The organism is Phaeobacter italicus (assembly GCF_001258055.1).
Classification (GTDB): domain Bacteria; phylum Pseudomonadota; class Alphaproteobacteria; order Rhodobacterales; family Rhodobacteraceae; genus Phaeobacter; species Phaeobacter italicus.
The window spans coordinates 686,044-705,234 of record NZ_CVRM01000011.1 but is presented as its reverse complement, the minus strand read 5'-3'; the positions used below and the strand labels follow the sequence as shown (position 1 = coordinate 705,234).

The following is a 19,191-nucleotide window of genomic DNA, read 5'->3' as shown; positions in this document are numbered from 1 at the left end:
CGCGATGTGGCGCACACATAATATATAGGAGAGCACGCCATGGCAGACCGGCGCGGCCTTTTGATCATCCTGTCTTCGCCATCGGGTGCGGGGAAATCCACACTGGCAAAACGCCTGCGGGCCTGGGACCCGAGCATTCAGTTCTCGGTTTCGGCCACCACGCGCGATCCGCGTCCGGGCGAAGTGAACGGGCAGGACTACCACTTTATTTCGACAGACCAGTTCAAGACAGACGTCACAAACGGCGACATGCTGGAACACGCCCATGTCTTTGGCAACTTCTACGGCTCTCCCAAGGGGCCCGTGCAGGGCGCGATTGATGCGGGGCAGGATGTTCTGTTTGATATCGACTGGCAGGGCGCGCAGCAGATCCGCAACTCGGATCTCGGCCAGCACACGTTGTCGATTTTCCTGTTGCCGCCCTCGATCCATGAGTTGCGTCGCCGTCTGGAAAGCCGCGCACAGGATGACGCAGAGACGATCAGCCGCCGCATGCAGAAAAGCTGGGACGAAATCAGCCACTGGGGCAGCTATGACCATGTGCTGATCAACGACGATCTCGATGCCACTGAAGAGCAGCTGAAAACCATCATCACCGCCACGCGCCTGCGTCGCATCCAACAGCCCCACCTGATGGATCACGTGCGCGCCCTGCAAACGGAGTTTGAAGACCTGTCATGACCATCTACGCGCTCGGAACCTCCAAACCGCAGATCCACGAAGACACCTGGGTCGCGCCTGACGCGAACCTGATCGGCAAGGTCGTCCTGGAGGAGGGCGCGTCAATCTGGTTTGGCACCACCATTCGTGCAGAACACGAAGAGATCCGGATCGGGCGGGGCTCCAACGTACAGGAACAATGCGTCCTGCACATCGACCCCGGCTATCCGCTCACCATTGGTGAAAACTGCACCATTGGCCACAAGGCCATGCTGCATGGGTGCACCATTGGCGAAAACACCTTGATCGGGATGGGCGCGACCGTTCTGAATGGCGCGAAAATTGGCAAGAACTGCCTGATCGGGGCAGGTGCCCTGATCACCGAGAACAAGGAGATTCCCGACAACTCTCTCGTTATGGGGGCGCCGGGCAAAATCGTGCGGGACGTGGATGAGGCTCTTGTCGCCTCGCTTCGTCAAAGTGCGGTCCATTACCAAAAAAATATGCGTCGCTTCCGCGATGAATTAACAGAGGTCTAACACGTGAGAAATTCCAAAGGGTCGCTGATGCGGCCAGATCCGCTGCCGTCCAGTGCAAGCCACCCGGTTGTCACCCCGCTGAGCCCGTCGGTGGTATACGCAAGCGAAACCCCCGACGCGCTGGACGATCAGTACGAGGGCCGCGTCCACGGCTATACCTATTCGCGCGAGGGGCATCCGAACGCTGATGTCGTGGCCAAGCGGCTGGACGCGATGGAAGGGGCCACAGGCGGTGTTGTGACCGGCTCCGGCATGGCAGCCGTTACCGCCGTCGTCATGGGCCTTTTGAAATCCGGCGATCACGTTGTTGGCGGCAATCAGCTTTATGGTCGCTCGCTGCGCCTGATGGCCGAGGATCTGCCGCGTCTGGGAATTGAAACCTCTCTGGCTGATCCCGGTGACATTGCCGCTGTCGAGGCCGCGCTGCGTCCGGAAACCAAGATGATCCTGGTTGAGGCCGTTTCCAACCCGACACTCGCGATCGCCGACATCGATGGGCTGGCAAAGCTGTGCAAGGACCGCGACATCCTGCTTGTGGTCGACAACACCTTTACCACTCCGCGGGGGTTCCGTCCGTTTGAACGTGGCGCTGACATCGTGATCCACTCGATCACGAAGCTGCTGGCGGGTCACTCCGACGTGATGCTGGGCTATGTCGTTGCCAAAGATCAGGCGCTGAATGATCGGTTGCGTGTCTTTGCCGTCACCACCGGCCTGACGCCAAGCCCGTTTGATTGCTGGCTGGCAGAGCGTGGGATGCTGTCATTTGAACTGCGGTTTGATCGCGCGCAATCCACTGCTGTCACATTGGCCGATCACCTGTCCGCGCTGCCCGGCGTCAAGCGGGTGATTTACCCGACCCGCGCCGACCATCCCGATCACGACCGCGCGATGGCGCTGCTGGACGGGCAGGGCTGCAATATGGTGAGCTTTGAACTGGATGGCGGCCGTGAGGCGGCCAACGCCTTTACCCGTGCAGCGGACGGGCTGAGCTTTGCCCCGACCCTGGGCGATGTGGCCACCACGCTGTCGCATCCCGCGTCGTCGTCTCATCGCGCACTGAGTGCAGAGCGTCGGGCAGAGCTGGGCCTTCATGAAGGGTTCTTCCGGGTTTCTGTGGGTCTTGAAGATCCCAAGGAGCTTTGCGCAGTCTTTACGGACGCAGTTGCAGCTGCCACGTCGTAGTTACAATTGACCGCTAAACCCACCAGCAGGGCAGCTACGGAGGCGACGGATGGCACAGGATCTGATTGATGGCTTCATGGAAGCCATGCCTCTGCCTGCCGTGCTGGTGGATCAAAGTGAACGCTTCATCGCTGCAAATGCGGCGGCGAAGACCCTTTTGGGCGCCCATCTTGTCGGGCGCCATTTCGCCACCATCCTGCGCCAACCCAGTGTTGCGGCTGCGATTGAGGGCTGTCTTCACGACCGGCAGCCAAGATCGGCGCGTCATCTGTCCAATGACGGTGCGCAAGACACCACGTTTGAGGTTTGCCTGCGCTATATCCCGGGAATTGGGGCAGTCAACGGGGGCGCGGCCCTCGTCAGTCTCACCGATATCACAGAACGTGAGCAGGCCAGCCAGATGCGGCGGGATTTCGTAGCAAACGTCAGCCACGAGCTGCGCACGCCGTTGACGGCGCTGATGGGGTTTATCGAAACCCTGCGTGGCCCGGCGCGCGATGATGCCGCCGCACGCGAACGGTTCCTTGAGATCATGCAGGGGGAAGCCAACCGCATGAACCGCTTGGTTGGTGACCTGTTGTCGTTGAACCGTGTGGAAAGCGAAGAGCGCGTGCGCCCGCGCGAGCAGCTGGATCTGGGCGCACATCTTGCCTCAACACTGAAATCGCTCGAACCGGTGGCCCAAGGCAAAGAGGTTTCCCTGGCGCTTGAGGTTCCGCAGACGCCCACCTTGGTGACCGGCGATCCGGATCAGCTGCAGCAGGTTTTCACCAATCTGGTGGAAAACGCGATCAAATATGGGGGCAATCAGGTGCTGGTCCGTCTGTCCCTGTCAGACCGCGACCCCGCCGTGCGCTCGGCTGCCGTGCGGGTTCAGGTCATCGACAATGGGGCGGGCATTGACCCTATCCATCTGCCGCGATTGACCGAACGGTTTTACCGTGTCGACACCCATCGCTCTCGCGAACAGGGGGGCACCGGGCTCGGGCTTGCGATTGTAAAGCACATCGTCAATCGCCATCGCGGCCGGATGCGAGTCGAAAGCAGTGCCGGCAAGGGCACAACCTTCACTGTCATATTGCCCCGCTGATTTTTCCGGCGCTGCCTTACCCGCGACAAGAGGTGTCACAAAGACCTTTTCCGGTCGAGACGGGGCGGCTGACCTAGATTGCGCGTGCCAAGCAACTGACATCGCTATATAATATCTGAAAACCCGCAAGCGACGGGCAGGGGATTTCCCCCTCTTCCAAGCCGGAAATAGTTAACGCTGCATCTGAATATCTGCGTTTTTTGTCATGAAAACCGCCTCCTCGCGCGGATTGTCATACAGCTGTTACATACCTGTCACAAAAGGCACATGCGCGGCCCTTAGGTCAGGGCGCAAGATCATCAGGGGATGGTCCTGAAAATTGACACCCAAGGAGACAACAGATGTCCTTTGTGAAATTTACCGCTTCCGCCCTGGCTATTTCGGCCGTTTCTGCAACCGCCGCTGCTGCGCGCGATCAGGTGCAGGTTGCCGGTTCTTCGACCGTTCTGCCCTACGCTTCGATCGTAGCCGAAGCTTTTGGCGAGAACTTTGACTTCCCGACACCTGTTGTTGAATCCGGCGGGTCCTCGGCTGGTCTGAAGCGGTTCTGCGAAGGTGTGGGCGAAAACACCATCGACGTCGCAAACGCATCGCGCCGCATCAAGGACAAAGAAATCAAAGCCTGCGCCGAAAACGGCGTGACCGATATCATCGAAGTCCAGATCGGCTATGACGGCATCGTCTTTGCATCGGACATCAACGGCAACGGTTTCGAATACACCCCGAGCGATTGGTTCCTGGCCCTGTCCGACGAGATCCTCGTTGACGGCAAGATGGTTGCCAACCCGAACAAGACCTGGGCTGACGTGAACACCGCGTTCCCGGCACAGGACATCCAGGCCTTTATCCCCGGCACCAAGCACGGCACCCGTGAAGTGTTCGAAGACAAGGTGATCCTGGCGGGTTGCGAAGCCACAGGCGCATTCGACGTCCTGCTGGCGGCTGCTGAAGGCGACAGCGACAAGGCCAAGCACAAGGCGGCTGAAAAGGCCTGTATCTCCCTGCGCACCGATGGTGTGTCCGTGGACATCGACGGTGACTACACCGAAACCCTGGCACGCATCGAAAGCAACAAGGACGGCATCGGCGTCTTTGGCCTGGCGTTCTATGAGAACAACACCGACAAGCTGCAGGTCGCGACCATGTCTGGCGTCGTGCCCTCCACCGAGAGCATCGCAACCGGCGAATACCCCGTATCCCGCCCGCTGTTCTTCTACGTGAAAAAAGCGCACATCGGCGTCATTCCCGGCCTGAAAGAATATGCTGAATTCTTCGTCGCGGACGAAGTGGCAGGCCCCGATGGCCCGCTGGCAGAATACGGTCTGGTATCCGATCCGGAACTCAGCAAGACCCAGGCTGCCGTTGCAGAGGAAGCCGTGATGGGCGGCAATTCCTAAGCGCTCTGGCAAGAATGAAAATCGGGCCGGGGCAGAGTGTTGCCCCGGCTCTTGTTGTTACCCCTCTGGCCATGCGCCGGATCCCGCGTCGCAGTTTTTCTGACCTATCCGTCCCACCGAAACGGAGACTTTGATGCCGACACTATGGCTCGTATTTACCCTGATTGCCCTCGCGGCTCTGGGTTTTGTGCTGGGGCGCCAACGCGCGCTTGCCTCAGCCGGAGGCGATGTGAAGCTTCTGCATTCCCTGCCGGCCTACTACGGCCACAATGTCGCGCTCAGCGCGATTGTCCCGGCCATTGCTGTGCTGGCGATCTGGTCTTTGGCCCAGCCAATGATGATCGAAAGCCGCGTCGCTGCGATGATCCCGGCCGAGAGCATTGCAGAAAACACCACCGTCTCGCTGGTGATGAGCGATGTGCGCCGCCTTGCCGAAGGTCTGGATCAGGCTGTGGAAGCAGGGGTTCTGGATGCCGCGGGCGCCAATGCGCTTGAGGCACAAACCATCGACGTGCGGGCGCTGCTTGCTCAGGTTGGTGTCGCGCTTGGCTCCGAAGTAAGCCCGGAGGTGCTGGCTGCAGCCCAACGCTATCGGAGCCTGACAGCAACAGGCAGCATATTGAAAACCGTTGTGGTTCTTTTGCTGTCCCTGGGCGGATTTGCCTGGGCCTACGGGCGCACGCACAAGGATTTTCGAGCCCGCAACGTGGTCGAGCAGGGCATCATGGCGCTGCTGATCCTGGCCGCGAGCCTCGCAATCCTGACCACTGTTGGCATCGTGTTCTCCATGCTGTTTGAGAGCCTGAACTTCTTTGGTCTGCACAGCTGGAGCGACTTCTTCTTTGGCTCGACATGGGCTCCGAACTTTCGCGGGGACAGTGAACTGTCAATCCTGCCGCTGCTGTGGGGCACGCTCTATATCTCTTTGATTGCGCTGCTTGTTGCTGTTCCGGTTGGTTTGTTTGCTGCCATCTACCTTTCCGAATACGCCAGCGGCGCCGTGCGCTCCTTTGCCAAGCCGCTGCTTGAAATCCTCGCAGGCATCCCGACCATCGTCTATGGCCTTTTTGCGCTGTTGACGGTGGGGCCGATGTTGGTGCGCATCTTCGGGCAGGGCGAAGACGGTCTGCTGGGCGTCGAATGGATGAGCGGTGCAACCTCTGTTCTGACAGCGGGTCTGGTCATGGGCATCATGCTGATCCCCTTTGTGTCCTCGCTGTCCGATGACATCATCAATGCGGTGCCGCAGTCGATGCGCGATGGCTCTCTCGGGCTGGGTGCGACCAAGTCTGAAACCATCCGTCAGGTGGTCCTACCGGCCGCGCTTCCCGGGATTGTTGGCGCCATCCTGCTGGCCGCGTCTCGCGCGATCGGGGAAACCATGATCGTGGTGATGGGCGCTGGCGCGATTGCCAAATTCTCGCTCAACCCGCTGGAATCCATGACAACGATCACCACCCGGATCGTCAGCCAGCTGACCGGCGATACCGATTTTGCCAGCCCCGAAACCCTTGTTGCCTTTGCCCTTGGTCTGACGCTGTTCGTTCTGACCCTCGGGCTCAATGTCCTGGCGCTGTACATCGTGCGCAAATACCGGGAGCAGTATGACTAATGACCGACACCCGTCAAAATCCCGCAAACAATAAGGGCGGCTCACTGTTGCAGCACAGCGCCCGCACACGCAAACGCAATGCCGCAGAGCGCCGGTTCCGCGCCTATGGTATCGCTGCGATCTCGGTCGGCCTCTTGATGCTCTGTGTCCTGGTGACAACCATCGTGGGGCGTGGCACCGGTGCATTCCAACAGACCTTTGTGACGCTCGAGGTTGAGCTGCTGGAGAGCAAGCTGGACAAATCCGGCACCCGCGACATCGATGCAATCAAGAAGGTCACGACCTTTGGCTATGCGCCGATCATCCGGGCCGCGGTAGAGGCCAAAGTGGCCGAACTCGGCATCGACAGCCCGCTGAAAGCCAAGGAAATGGCCGGGATCCTGTCAAAGGACGCAGCCGCGACACTGCGCGAATTTGTTATCGCAAACCCGGATCAGATTGGCGAAACCGTAGAATTCCGCTTTCTGGCCTCCAGCCGCGTTGACGGCTACATGAAGGGCCGTGTGAGCCGAGACAGCATCGCCAATGACAAGAGCATTTCGCCGGAACAACTGGATCTGGTCGATGCACTGGTGAGCGCGGGCGTGGTTGAAAAGACATTCAACCTAGCCTTCATCACCGGCGCAGATGCCTCTGACGCGCGTCCCGAAGCCGCAGGCATGGGGGTCTCCATGCTGGGATCACTGTTCATGATGTTGGTGGTCCTTGCACTGGCGCTGCCCATCGGTGTCGCCGCGTCCATCTATCTGGAAGAGTTCGCGCCCAAAAACTGGCTGACCGATATCATTGAGGTGAACATTTCCAACCTCGCCGCGGTTCCGTCGATCGTGTTTGGTATTCTCGGCCTTGCGGTATTCATCAACTACATGCACCTGCCGATGTCCGCGCCTTTGGTGGGTGGTCTGGTCCTTACGCTGATGACCCTGCCCACGGTCATCATTTCGACCCGCGCCGCGCTCAAGGCCGTGCCGCCCTCGATCCGTGATGCGGCTCTTGGGGTAGGGGCGTCGCGGATGCAGGCGGTGTTTCACCATGTGCTGCCGCTCGCAGCACCCGGTATCCTGACAGGGACCATCATCGGTCTGGCGCAGGCCCTTGGCGAAACCGCACCGCTTTTGTTGATTGGTATGGTTGGCTTCATCGCATCCAACGCACCGGAAACCATTGCCGATGGCTTGCTGTCGCCAAACTCTGCCATGCCTGCTCAGATCTATGAATGGGCCAAACGTGCCGATCCGGCCTTTTACGAACGCGCTTGGGGTGGGATCATCATTCTGTTGATCTTCCTCGTAACCATGAACACAGTGGCTGTGATCCTGCGCCGCCGCTTTGAACGCCGCTGGTAAGTGGGGGCTGAAATGAACCAGATGACTGCATTGGAAAAAGACGTGGAAACACAAAAAACCAAGATCGCCGCCAAGAACGTGAATGTCTATTACGGCGAGTCCCACGCGATCAAGGACGTGAACGTCGAGATCGAAGACAACACGGTCACCGCTTTCATCGGCCCGTCAGGCTGCGGCAAGTCGACATTCCTGCGCTGCCTCAACCGGATGAACGACACCATCGACATCTGCCGTGTGACCGGTGATATCGAAATCGACGGCGAAGACATCTATGACAGCCGCGTGGACCCTGTGCAGCTGCGCGCGAAGGTTGGGATGGTGTTTCAGAAACCCAACCCGTTCCCCAAGTCGATTTATGACAATGTGGCCTATGGCCCGCGCATTCATGGCCTGGCCGCCAACAAGGCGGAGCTGGACGAGATCGTTGAAAAATCCCTGCGCCGTGGCGCCATCTGGGACGAGGTGAAAGATCGTCTTGATGCACCGGGCACTGGTCTGTCGGGTGGCCAGCAGCAGCGCCTGTGCATTGCACGCGCAGTTGCGACAGAGCCCGAAGTCCTGCTGATGGACGAGCCATGTTCGGCGCTGGACCCCATTGCGACGGCCCAGATCGAAGAGCTGATCGACGAGCTGCGCGACAGCTATTCGGTTGTGATCGTGACCCACTCCATGCAGCAGGCCGCCCGTGTCAGCCAGAAAACCGCCTTCTTCCACCTTGGCAATCTGGTGGAATTTGGCGCAACCGGCCAGATCTTTACCAACCCCGAAGATCCACGCACCGAAAGCTACATCACCGGCCGCATCGGCTGATCGAGGACAAGATTATGGTAGAACAACATATTGCATCCGCGTTTGACCGCGACCTCGAAGCGATCCAGGCCCAGATCATGAAAATGGGTGGTTTGGTCGAAGCAGCCATCATGGATGCCGCTCGCGCATTGGAAACCCGCGACGAAGAGCTGGCCCAGCAGGTGCGCCAGGGCGACAAGGCAATTGATGGTCTGGAAGAGCTGATCAACGAAGAGGCCGCCCGCGTCATCGCGATCCGTGCCCCCGCAGCCGTTGACCTGCGTCTGGTTCTGTCAGTCATGAAGATTTCTGGCAACCTGGAGCGGATCGGCGACTACGCCAAGAACATCGCCAAGCGGACGGCCGTTCTCGCTCAGGGGCCAAATGTGTCTGAGAGTGCCGCCGCCATGCGCCGGATGGCCCGCGAGGTAGAGTTGATGCTGAAAGATGCGCTGGATTCCTATATCCAGCGCGATGTGGAACTGGCCCATGATGTCATCGCCCGCGACAAGGACGTCGACCAGATGTACAACGCCCTGTTCCGCGAGTTTCTGACCTTCATGATGGAAGACCCGCGCAACATCACCCCCTGCATGCATCTGCACTTCATCGCCAAAAACGTCGAACGGATGGGCGATCATGTCACCTCGATTGCAGAGCAGGTTGTCTATCTCGTGACCGGCGACAAGCCAGAAGATGACCGCCAGAAGGCTGATACCACCTCTTCCATTCCGCAGCAGGGAGTGTGATCCATGTCTGCGGACCAACCAACGGTACTGGTTGTCGAGGATGAGCTGGCCCAGCGAGAGGTGCTGGCCTACAATCTGGAAGCCGACGGATTTCGCGTGCTGCGCGCCGAAAACGGCGAAGAGGCGCTTTTGATCGTTGAAGAGGACACGCCGGACATCATCGTTCTGGATTGGATGATGCCGAACCTCAGCGGGATAGAGGTCTGCCGTCGGCTGAAGTCGCGCACAGAAACCCGCAATATCCCGATCATCATGCTATCCGCCCGGTCGGAAGAGGTCGACAAGGTGCGTGGTCTGGAAACCGGCGCGGATGACTATGTCGTCAAGCCGTACTCTGTCGTGGAACTGATGGCCCGCGTCCGGACCCAGTTGCGCCGGGTCCGTCCGTCAACGGTTGGTGTTCGGCTGGAGTTTGACGATATCGTTCTGGACGCTGAAACCCACAAGGTCAGCCGTGCCGATACGCAATTGAAGCTTGGCCCGACAGAGTTTCGTCTTCTGTCCACCTTCATGGAAAAACCCGGCCGCGTCTGGAGCCGTGAACAGCTTTTGGATCGGGTCTGGGGCAGGGACATCTATGTCGACACCCGCACTGTCGATGTCCACATCGGTCGGCTGCGCAAGGCGCTGACCCAGCACGGCGGCTCTGACCCGGTGCGCACTGTGCGGGGTGCAGGTTACGCTCTGGGATAGAATGTGCGTCCGCCATGACATCTGGCACCCCCTGGCGATCCAGGGGGTGTTTTTGTGGGCTCAGCGTGGCAGCGGATCCTCTGGCTGGGCCTGACCTGCCAGCCAATCGCGAAATTTGACAAGCGCCGGGTCCTTGGACCGGGTTGCAGGCCAAACCAGGTAATAGGCGCCGCGACTCTCTGTTGGAGAGGGGTGCAGCGCCACAAGCCTGCCTGTCGCAATGTCCTGTTCAACCAGATAATCCGGCATCAAGGCCACACCCAGGCCATGCAAAGCCGCCTGAGTGATGGTTGAGAATTGGTCATACATTGTGCCGGACAAACCCGTGGATGCCGGAACCCCGTGGCTTTCAAACCATTGGGCCCAGGCCTTGGGGCGGGTCTGAATGTGCAAAAGGGGCAGGGACAGAATGGCCGCCGGATCCGGTATATCGCGACCATTGAGCAGATCAGGTGCGCAAACCGGCAGCATCTGCTCGTGTTTCAGCAACAGCGCCTCGGTTCCGGGCCAATCTGCCGATCCGAAATGTATCGCAGCATCAAAGCCTTCACCAACAAAGTTGAACGGTTCCAGCCGGGTAGACATGTTGATTGTCACATCCGGATGGAGACGCGCAAATTCTGGCAGTCGGGGCATCAGCCAACGCATTCCAAAGGCAGGCAGAATGGCCAGGTTCAGCGTACCCGCAAGCGGAGCTGCCTGCACCCGCAGGGTTGATTGCGCAATCTGATTGAGCGCCTGCCGCACCTCTGATGCATAGGTTTGCGCCTCTGCGGAGAGGGTGAGACGTTTCTGATCGCGCCGCACCAGATCAACGCCCAATTGCCGTTCCAGCGCCTGCAGCTGCCTGCTGACGGCGCCCTGTGTCAACGACAGCTCATCTGCCGCAGCCGAGGCGCTGCCAAGCCGGTCGAGGGCCTCAAGCGCACGCAGCGCTGCAATTGATGGAAGAAATCGCCTTGGTGTCGCCATTCAGAACCACATCAAAGTATGAGCTTTTGTCATGTTTCCTTGTGGTTCTATCGCTGTTTTTCACCTTACCGCAAGGTTAAACTCTGGCCCAGACACAAGGACCAAAAGGTGGACCAATGACCGACAAACCGACCCTGCGCGCCAAAGACGCCCCCGATCTGGGCAAGTTCAATTGGGAAGACCCCCTGCGTCTTGACGAACAATTGACCGAAGACGAACGCATGATCGCGGCATCTGCACGCTCTTATGCTCAGGAAAAACTTCAACCTCGCATTCTAAGTGCTTATGAAAACGAGGAAACTGATCCTGAAATCTTCCGCGAGATGGGCGAGATGGGCCTTCTTGGCACCACCATCCCCGAAGAATACGGCGGGCTTGGCGCGGGCTATGTCTCTTATGGTCTGGTCGCGCGCGAGGTCGAACGCGTCGACAGCGGCTACCGCTCCATGATGTCGGTGCAAAGCTCGCTCGTGATGTATCCCATTTACGCATATGGCAGCGAAGAACAGCGCCAGAAATACCTGCCAAAGCTTTCTTCCGGAGAATGGATTGGCTGCTTTGGCCTGACCGAGCCGGACGCCGGATCTGACCCCGCAGGCATGAAAACCCGCGCAGAAAAGACTGATGGCGGTTACCGTCTGACCGGGTCCAAAATGTGGATCTCCAACGCACCCATCGCCGATGTCTTTGTTGTTTGGGCCAAATCCGAAGCACACGGCGGAAAAATCCGTGGTTTTGTGCTGGAAAAAGGCATGAAGGGGCTGTCGGCACCCAAGATCGGCAACAAGGCATCGCTGCGCGCGTCGATCACCGGTGAAATCGTAATGGACGGCGTCGAAGTCGGCGAAGACGCGCTGCTGCCCCATGTCGAAGGCCTGAAAGGTCCGTTCGGCTGTTTGAACCGGGCACGTTACGGCATCAGCTGGGGCGCGATGGGGGCTGCAGAATTCTGCTGGCATGCCGCCCGTCAATATGGGCTCGACCGCAAACAGTTTGGCCGCCCGCTTGCAAATACCCAGCTGTTTCAGTTGAAACTTGCCAACATGCAGACCGAAATCACCCTTGGCCTGCAGGCCTCTCTTCAGGTCGGTCGCCTGATGGATGCGGCAAACGCGGCGCCCGAGATGATTTCGATCGTCAAGCGCAACAACTGCGGCAAGGCACTGGAAATTGCTCGCAATGCACGCGACATGCACGGTGGCAATGGGATCAGCCTGGAATTCGGCGTCATCCGTCACATGGTGAACCTGGAGACAGTCAACACCTACGAGGGCACCCACGACGTTCACGCCCTGATCCTTGGTCGCGCACAAACGGGCCTGCAGGCGTTTTTCTAAACTCCACGTCTGACGGATAAAATTAAACAAACCGCGCTTTTGGGATGCCAAAGGCGCGGTTTTTTTTGTTAAGATCCTTGCAATATTGTTAATGGATTCAGATGTTTACCGTTGGCGGACCCTTTGAATTCATGCAAGGGTGCTGGGCAAATTCGCAAACCCCGAACGCTCTGCAATTAGCGCAATGACCTGTGCTGCAAATTGCTGGGCTGACTGAGGCCAGGTCTGGCCGAAACGGTTGACGCCCAGCCTGCGCAAATACCTACAATAACTAACGATCGCGCCAGGCTGGGGTTAACGTGCTCTGGAAACCGCGCCAAGCGAGGCCAGTGATCGCCAGAGCAGCCCGCATTTTTGCAGACCCCGTGCAGCGCGGGAGATTTTCCGCACAAGCAGGAGTTTTCGCAAAGCCAAAGCGGGGTGATCAGCAGGCTTTGCAGAAATGCAGGTAAACAGATTTGCGCCCACACAGCCATAACCTCGCTGAGCAGGCGGTCGCACCGGAGCTATCACAAAACTCTCCATGAATGCGTGCCATTTTTTAGCACGCCAGGGATCCACGCCTCAACCTGTGTTGAAAAAAGATGAATCGAAAATCTTAAGGAAATCCCGACCGGGTTTCCAAACCGGCGCAGGTGATTGTTCAGGGATGTTGGCCCACAAACGCTGCTTCCACGCAAGGCAATTGCCGGTGGAAAAACACGACAGAAGGATGACTACAGAACAGAGAGAGCGAAGCGAACTGCTCGTTTCAGCGTGTTTTATAATCTGTATTATGGTAATTAAGAGCGCTATAAAGAACCCTGGAACCCGTTGACCTGGCTTAGGTTTTGGTAATTGGGCGCATCAGCCCTTCCTGAGCGACGCTGGCGACCAATCGGCCATCTTCCGTGAAAATGGATCCTCGGTTGAACCCTCGACCACCGCCAGCAAAGGGAGAATCCATCGTATAGAGATGCCAGGCGTCAAACTGTACCGGCGCATGAAACCACATCGCGTGATCAAGGCTCGCTGTCATGGCTTCGCCTTTGAGAAAGCTGAGCCCATGCGGCCGTAGCGCAGATCCAAGCAAGCCGTAGTCAGACACATAGGCCATCAACACATGTTGCAGCTGCGGACTGGCGTTCTTGGCCGCTTTCATCCGAACCCACATATGATTGATGTCGCTGGCTTTTCCAGGATCGACAGGATGGCGCGGGTCGATGTCTCTAATTTCGAAAGGTCGTTCACGGGTGAATTCAACGCGGATTTTCTCGCTGACTTCGCTGGCAAATTTCTTGTGGAGATCCTCGCGCGAGACCAGCTGCTCAGGGCTTGGAACCTGGGGAATGTCGTGCTGATGTTCCCAGCCAGGTTCGTTGATGTGAAAAGATGCGGCGAGGTTCAGGATCTGCTTGCCGTTTTGCATCGCCGTTACGCGCCGCGTCGTGAAGCTGCCGCCATCTCGTGCAGGATCGACCACATAGATCACCGGCTTGGATGGATCACCGGGACGGATAAAATAGGCATGAAGCGAGTGGCACAGCCGGTCCGGCACGGTCAGATACGCCGCCATCAACGCCTGAGCGATGACCTGACCGCCGTAAATACGCGTTGGCGTTTCACCGCCAGAGCCGACCCCGCGAAACAGATTGCGATCCAGTTCCTCGAGGTTCAGGAGATTGAGAAGAACATCAGCAGCTTCAGGCATTTACGTGGCGACTTTCATCTGGATATTGGTGCAACGGCCACGCGCAAATCGCGGCGCCTTGCGCTCTCCTGTTTCGTTAATTCGTAAGCGCGCCGTGAACCAGCGCTTTCAGCTCCGCCCGCGACGGATATGAGCTTGAGGGCGCGAGCTGGGTAAAGAAAACCACGCTGAGATCCAGAACAGGATCAACCCAGAAAAACGTGGACGCCATTCCACCCCAGCTGAAGTCGCCGGGCGAACCCGGACAGCGCGCGCGTGCAGGATCAAGGACAACCGCGCCCCCAAGACCAAACCCCATTCCTTCCATTGGCTGTTCAGCGAAACTTTGCGGACCCATCGATGCGATGTCACCCGAAAGGTGGTTTCGCACCATGAAATCAACTGTTTGCGGGGAAATGATAAAGCCGTCATCGGCGCGGCCTTTTCGGCGGATCATCTCTGCAAATCGCATGTAATCGTCGATGGTGCCGACCAAGCCACCGCCACCGGAATGCATCTGTGTCCTGTGAAATGGGCTGGTATGATAGTCATCCGTCAGGCGAAGCGGATTGCCTCCGCGCTGCGCTTCGTTCAGCGCCATCGCGTCGCCCGCCAAGGGTGAATAAAGCGAGGCAAATTTGTCGCCGATGCCTTCCGGGGTCTGAAACCCTGTCATGGCCATATCCAAGGGATCAAAGATCTCGCGTTGGAAGAAATCTTCCAATGTCCGCCCACTTACCACTTCGATCACGCGGCCAAGGACGTCGATACTGACGGAATACTCCCACCGGGTGCCGGGCTGGAATGCCAGAGGCAGCTGCGCCAGCTCTCTGACTTGAGGGGCAAGCGCACCCTGCCCCGGTTTGAACATCAGATCAGCCTCAGCCATTGCTTCCGCCAGGATACCGGGATTGAACGGATAACTCAGCCCGCTGGTGTGCGTCAGCAGCTCATGCAAGGTCGGCGCGCGGCTTGCCTCGGTCTGGCCGATATGTTCCGCGCCCGCAACAAGGGCCTGCATCTCTTTGAATTCAGGTATGAAATCACTGACGGGTGCATCCAGATGCATCAGCCCACGCTCGACCAGCATCATCAGAGCAACAGATGTGATGGGCTTGGTCATCGAATAGATCCGGGCGACGGTGTCCCGGGTCCATGCAAGATCCTCCTCGATGTTGCGCGCGCCAACCTCACTATAATAGAGCTCCGCACCATGCCGGTTGATCAAAACGGCGCTGCCAGCGTATTTCTTTTGATCGACGTAGCGGTGTTGCCAATCCCTGATCCGGTTCAACCTGTTAACGGTCATGGGCGGTGCTCCTGTTGCGGGTGATCAGCCGATCACCTTGGTCATGGCCGGGACGGTTTCTTCGGTAAACCAACCATTTGCGGGTTCGTTTGCGCCTGCGGCCATCGCGGTTTCAATCTTGGTGATCGTGTCACCGCGCAGCTGGCGCTTGATCGAGGCAAAGGCGCCCGCTGGCAGCTCGGCCAATGTGCGGGCCTCTTTAAGGGCATATCCCATCAGATCCTCGGCGTCGTCTGCGATGATATCGACCAGATTGAAATTGCGCGCCGCAATCGGACCAATGGTCTGTCCTGTCAGCATCAGACGACGCGCGATATTCCCATCCAGCGTCGCACGGGCAATTTCGAGCGGACCAACTGGGAAATCGACACCGACCTGCACTTCTGCAAGGCCGAACTTGGTCTTGGCCATGGCCACCCTGACATCACTGCAAAGGACAAAGAACATGCCGCCCGCAATCGCAGCGCCATTGATGGCAGCGACCACAGGTTTGGGACAGGCATAGATCGCAAGAAACGCCTCGTTCAGTCCGCGCACAACAGCCTGCTGTCGTGGAATGTCAAATTCACGTGCGGCTTTCAAATCCATCCCGGCCGAAAACACCTTGAACGGGCTCGTCAGGATGACGGCGCGAATGTCCGGGTCAACCGCAATCGCGTCAAACTCTACCTTGATTTGATTGAGAAATTCCGGCGTCAAAGCGTTGACCGGGCCTCGGCCAAGCCGAATTTCAAAGACACCGCCGCCGTGGTCTTTGCGGGTGATCCATTCACTGTCGGACATAATATTCTTGGTCTCCAATTGGCTCCGGTTCTGAAGGCGGAGCAGTCAATTCATCATGCGCCTGCCACGCAGCCGGGTCGAGCGTTTTTGCCTCCGTATTACTACGGAGCCCACGTTGCCAGGCGCAGATCAGGGCCTCATGCTGAGCGTTTCGGCAGCCGATATCAGTTGATCCGCATACGTGTTTTCAAGGGTTTGACGGCTGACATGAAAGGAAGGCCCGCCAACATTCAGGCCGTAAACCCGCATTCCATTCAATGAAACAACCGGCACGGCGATACCATTCACATCCTCGCGCCAGTCACCATAGCCGGTGCAAAACCCCCGCGAGGTGTATTCTTCCTGCGCCCGTCCCAGGCTGTCCTGACGGGCCTGCCTGCTGGTTGGGTCAAGCCGGTCTGCCACGGCCAGCGCCTCTGCCTGCTGATCTGCGGACATGCCCGCAAGAACCGCGCGGCCAATTGCAGAGAAAAACAACGGCAACCGCATCCCGACATGGGCCGCAAGCGAGACATCCTCGCGAGAGCGATGCACCGCGATATAGATCACATCTGCATGATGTGCCTCTCCCAACGCGCTGGTAATATAGGAATTTTCCCCGTTGCGCAGATCCCGCAGTATTTGGGACGCACGCTCCGATATGTCCATGCCCGCCAGAACGCCATAGCCCAGACGCAGCACCCCTGCCCCCAGCCGATAGCTGCCGGATCGCTCATCCTGCACCAGATAGCCCAGCTGACACAGCGTATAGGTCAGCCGCGATACCGTGGGTTTGGGCAAGTTCGTCCGCTCTGCGAGATCGGTATTCGTCAGCTCCAGCTCATTGCGGCGAAAAGCCCGCAAAACATCCAGGCCACGCGCCAGTGCGGTGACGAAATTCCGGTCTTTTTCACCGCCTGCATCTGCTTCGGTTTCGCTCATTTCTGCCTGTCCTTGCGCAACGTGCCCTCGGCGAATGTTTTGCCTTTATCCTCAGGCCCTGGCCAATGCCGCCAGGCCCGCCCGCGCAAACTCCGGCACATAAGCCCCTAATCTTGCGGCATGTTCTGGGTTTGATGCGTTTCCGTCCAGCCCTCTTTTGCGGACACCTTGCAATATGGCAGCCATCCGGAAAAAGCTGAAGGCAAGATAATAGCCAAACCTGTCGATCCCTGCGAGACCGCGGCGGGCGCAGTAGCGATCGATGAACTCTGCATCACTCGGCAATCCCAAAGCCGCGCGGTCCACCCCCGCAAGGCCCCGCCCCTCGCGGCCTGGTGGCATTTGCCACTGCATGATGACCCCGGCCAAATCTGCAAAAGGGTGGCCCAGTGTGGACAGCTCCCAGTCCAGGACCGCGCGACAATCCGCACCATCAGGCGCAAAGATCATGTTGTCGATCCGATAATCCCCATGCACCAGTCCGCTTTGCCCGTCATCCTCTGGCAAATCAGCATCAAGCGCCGCGATAAGAGCATCCATGTCCTCGATGGGCTCAACCTCGCTTGCGCGGTATTGTTTGCTCCAACGGCCAAGCTGGCGCGCGAAATAGTTGCCTTGCGGGCCATAGTCCTCCAGGCCGACCTCGCCGATCTTCACATCGTGGAGCGCAGCCAGAACGCGGCTCATTTCCTCTATCACGGCGCCTCGCTCGGCAGGGGAAATATCGCCCATCACAGGGTCTGAGAAGTTCCGGCCAACGACATGTTCCATAACATAAAAATCAGATCCTATCACCTCTGGATCCTGGCAGAGGTGATAGACTTTCGCGACCGGAACATCACTGCCTGACAGTGCGGACTGCACACGAAATTCCCGGTCCACCGCATGTGCAGATTTCAGTAGCGCCCCCGCCGGTTTCCGGCGCAGGACATAGTTTCCAGCACTTGTGGTGATCAGAAACGTCGGGTTTGATTGCCCCGTCTGGAATTTCTCGGCTGTGATGGTGCTGTCAAACCCCGCGAGCCGGCCCGCCATATAGCGCTGAACAGCGTCCAAATCGATGCCTTGCGCTCTGCTCATCTGTTCGCCTCGTTGTTTGCGAACTCTGCAGCAAGGGACCGGCACGCCGCGCGGTAGCCCTGGTCGATTTCGGAAATCAATTCAGCGGCGGGCTTCACGGCCGTAACGCCACCAATCCCCTGACCCGACCCCCAGATTTCTTTCCAGGCTTTGGGCTTTGAGGAGCCGCCAGAAAAATTCATCTTGCTCGCATCCGCCGAGGGCAGATCATCCGGATCCAACCCCGCAGCCTTGATTGATGGCTTGAGGTAATTCCCTGAAACCCCTGTAAAAAATGAGGAATAAACAATATCATCAGCGGTGCTGTCGACGATCATCTGCTTATATGCAGTTTCGGCGTTGGCCTCCTTTGTGGCGATAAAGGGGGAACCCGCATAGCCGAAATCAGCCCCCAACGCCCGCGCCGCCAAAAGCGAGCGGCCATTTGCAATCGCGCCGGAAAGGGCCAATGGCCCCTCAAACCACGTCCGTATTTCCGAAATGAGCGCGAAAGGTGACAAAACACCTGCGTGCCCGCCAGCACCAGCCGCAACAGCGATCAACCCATCCGCGCCTTTTTCGATGGCCTTGCGCGCAAATTTATCGTTGATCACATCATGCAGAACAACGCCGCCGCAATCATGCGCGGCGTCATTCACTTCGGGCCGCGCGCCAAGGGATGTGATCCAGATCGGCACTTTCCAGCGATGACAGATTTCCAGGTCACGCTCTAGCCTGGCATTGGAGCGATGGACGATCTGATTCACGGCGAATGGCGCCGCCGGGGTGTCGGGGTTGGCCTGGTTGTATCGGTCGAGCTCCTCCGTGATCCGTTCCAGCCAACTCTCCAGCAACGGAGGCTCTCCCTCCTGCTCGCGCGCATTGAGCGCAGGGAAGGATCCCACGATCCCGGCCTTGCACTGGGCGATCACCAGATCAGGGTTTGAAATGATGAAAAGCGGCGCACCGAACAAAGGTAGCCGCAGTTTTTGCAGGGCGTCCGGCATCGCCTGACCAGCCTGCGTGAATTCCAAAGCCTTCATAATCAACACCTTACCCTGCACTTCTGACATATGCGCCG

Annotated in this window: 18 protein-coding genes; 11 read left to right on the top strand and 7 right to left on the bottom strand. The window is 58.4% G+C overall.

What is annotated here, in order from left to right; genetic code table 11:
- The first annotated feature begins 39 nt into the window (after positions 1-39).
- The 10 genes from gmk to phoB all read left to right on the top strand — a co-directional run bounded on the left by gmk (position 40) and on the right by phoB (position 10,060).
- Positions 40-681 carry a guanylate kinase gene (gene gmk / locus NIT7645_RS06585; RefSeq protein ID WP_008559769.1) on the top strand — a complete coding sequence of 214 codons (642 nt, stop codon included), beginning with the start codon at positions 40-42 and terminating at the stop codon, positions 679-681.
- On the top strand, positions 678-1,199 hold the full coding sequence (locus tag NIT7645_RS06580) for a gamma carbonic anhydrase family protein (RefSeq protein WP_050686372.1): 522 nt from the start codon (positions 678-680) through the stop codon (positions 1,197-1,199). The genes gmk and NIT7645_RS06580 overlap by 4 nt, the downstream gene beginning before the upstream one ends.
- 27 nt (positions 1,200-1,226) lie before the next feature.
- Entirely contained in the window at positions 1,227-2,384 is a 1,158-nt protein-coding gene (locus tag NIT7645_RS06575; protein WP_037302372.1) for a trans-sulfuration enzyme family protein, read from the top strand.
- 49 nt (positions 2,385-2,433) lie between these two features.
- Positions 2,434-3,474 (top strand): ATP-binding protein, encoded by a 1,041-nt coding sequence (locus tag NIT7645_RS06570; protein WP_008560492.1) that lies wholly within the window; start codon positions 2,434-2,436, stop codon positions 3,472-3,474.
- 341 nt (positions 3,475-3,815) lie between these two features.
- Positions 3,816-4,871 (top strand): substrate-binding domain-containing protein, encoded by a 1,056-nt coding sequence (locus NIT7645_RS06565; RefSeq protein WP_008560323.1) that lies wholly within the window; start codon positions 3,816-3,818, stop codon positions 4,869-4,871.
- A gap of 133 nt (positions 4,872-5,004) precedes the next feature.
- Positions 5,005-6,483, top strand: coding sequence for a phosphate ABC transporter permease subunit PstC (gene pstC, locus NIT7645_RS06560; protein ID WP_008559680.1), 1,479 nt, complete (start codon positions 5,005-5,007; stop codon positions 6,481-6,483).
- Complete coding sequence (gene pstA / locus NIT7645_RS06555) at positions 6,483-7,829, top strand: phosphate ABC transporter permease PstA (RefSeq protein ID WP_008561750.1); 1,347 nt, start codon at positions 6,483-6,485, stop codon at positions 7,827-7,829. The genes pstC and pstA overlap by 1 nt, the downstream gene beginning before the upstream one ends.
- 12 nt (positions 7,830-7,841) lie before the next feature.
- Positions 7,842-8,639 carry a phosphate ABC transporter ATP-binding protein PstB gene (gene pstB / locus NIT7645_RS06550; protein WP_008561093.1) on the top strand — a complete coding sequence of 266 codons (798 nt, stop codon included), beginning with the start codon at positions 7,842-7,844 and terminating at the stop codon, positions 8,637-8,639.
- Positions 8,640-8,653: 14 nt separating this feature from the next.
- Complete coding sequence (gene phoU, locus NIT7645_RS06545) at positions 8,654-9,367, top strand: phosphate signaling complex protein PhoU (RefSeq protein WP_008561430.1); 714 nt, start codon at positions 8,654-8,656, stop codon at positions 9,365-9,367.
- A gap of 3 nt (positions 9,368-9,370) precedes the next feature.
- A complete protein-coding gene (gene phoB / locus NIT7645_RS06540) occupies positions 9,371-10,060 on the top strand; it encodes a phosphate regulon transcriptional regulator PhoB (protein WP_008562255.1) in 690 nt (229 codons plus the stop codon).
- A gap of 60 nt (positions 10,061-10,120) precedes the next feature.
- Here phoB and NIT7645_RS06535 read toward each other — a convergent pair whose 3' ends face one another.
- Entirely contained in the window at positions 10,121-11,032 is a 912-nt protein-coding gene (locus NIT7645_RS06535; RefSeq protein ID WP_008559489.1) for a LysR family transcriptional regulator, read from the bottom strand.
- A gap of 116 nt (positions 11,033-11,148) precedes the next feature.
- On the opposite strand from NIT7645_RS06535, the gene NIT7645_RS06530 reads away from it, so the two are divergent.
- Positions 11,149-12,369, top strand: a complete 1,221-nt coding sequence (locus NIT7645_RS06530; protein ID WP_008563184.1) for an acyl-CoA dehydrogenase — start codon at positions 11,149-11,151, stop codon at positions 12,367-12,369.
- An 823-nt stretch (positions 12,370-13,192) separates the two neighbouring features.
- On the opposite strand, the gene NIT7645_RS06525 is transcribed toward NIT7645_RS06530, so the two are convergent.
- The 6 genes from NIT7645_RS06525 to NIT7645_RS06500 form a co-directional block, all read right to left on the bottom strand.
- Positions 13,193-14,059 carry an acyl-CoA thioesterase gene (locus tag NIT7645_RS06525; RefSeq protein ID WP_008561308.1) on the bottom strand — a complete coding sequence of 289 codons (867 nt, stop codon included), beginning with the start codon at positions 14,057-14,059 and terminating at the stop codon, positions 13,193-13,195.
- 76 nt (positions 14,060-14,135) lie between these two features.
- Complete coding sequence (locus tag NIT7645_RS06520) at positions 14,136-15,347, bottom strand: serine hydrolase domain-containing protein (RefSeq protein ID WP_008559830.1); 1,212 nt, start codon at positions 15,345-15,347, stop codon at positions 14,136-14,138.
- A gap of 24 nt (positions 15,348-15,371) precedes the next feature.
- Positions 15,372-16,130, bottom strand: a complete 759-nt coding sequence (locus tag NIT7645_RS06515) for an enoyl-CoA hydratase/isomerase family protein (protein ID WP_037302374.1) — start codon at positions 16,128-16,130, stop codon at positions 15,372-15,374.
- Positions 16,131-16,259: 129 nt separating this feature from the next.
- Positions 16,260-17,051 carry an IclR family transcriptional regulator gene (locus tag NIT7645_RS06510; RefSeq protein WP_008559201.1) on the bottom strand — a complete coding sequence of 264 codons (792 nt, stop codon included), beginning with the start codon at positions 17,049-17,051 and terminating at the stop codon, positions 16,260-16,262.
- Between the two features lie 51 nt (positions 17,052-17,102).
- Positions 17,103-18,131 (bottom strand): phosphotransferase family protein, encoded by a 1,029-nt coding sequence (locus NIT7645_RS06505; protein WP_008562578.1) that lies wholly within the window; start codon positions 18,129-18,131, stop codon positions 17,103-17,105.
- Complete coding sequence (locus NIT7645_RS06500) at positions 18,128-19,153, bottom strand: NAD(P)H-dependent flavin oxidoreductase (protein ID WP_050686464.1); 1,026 nt, start codon at positions 19,151-19,153, stop codon at positions 18,128-18,130. Before NIT7645_RS06500 ends, NIT7645_RS06505 begins: the two co-directional genes overlap by 4 nt.
- Positions 19,154-19,191 lie beyond the last annotated feature (38 nt).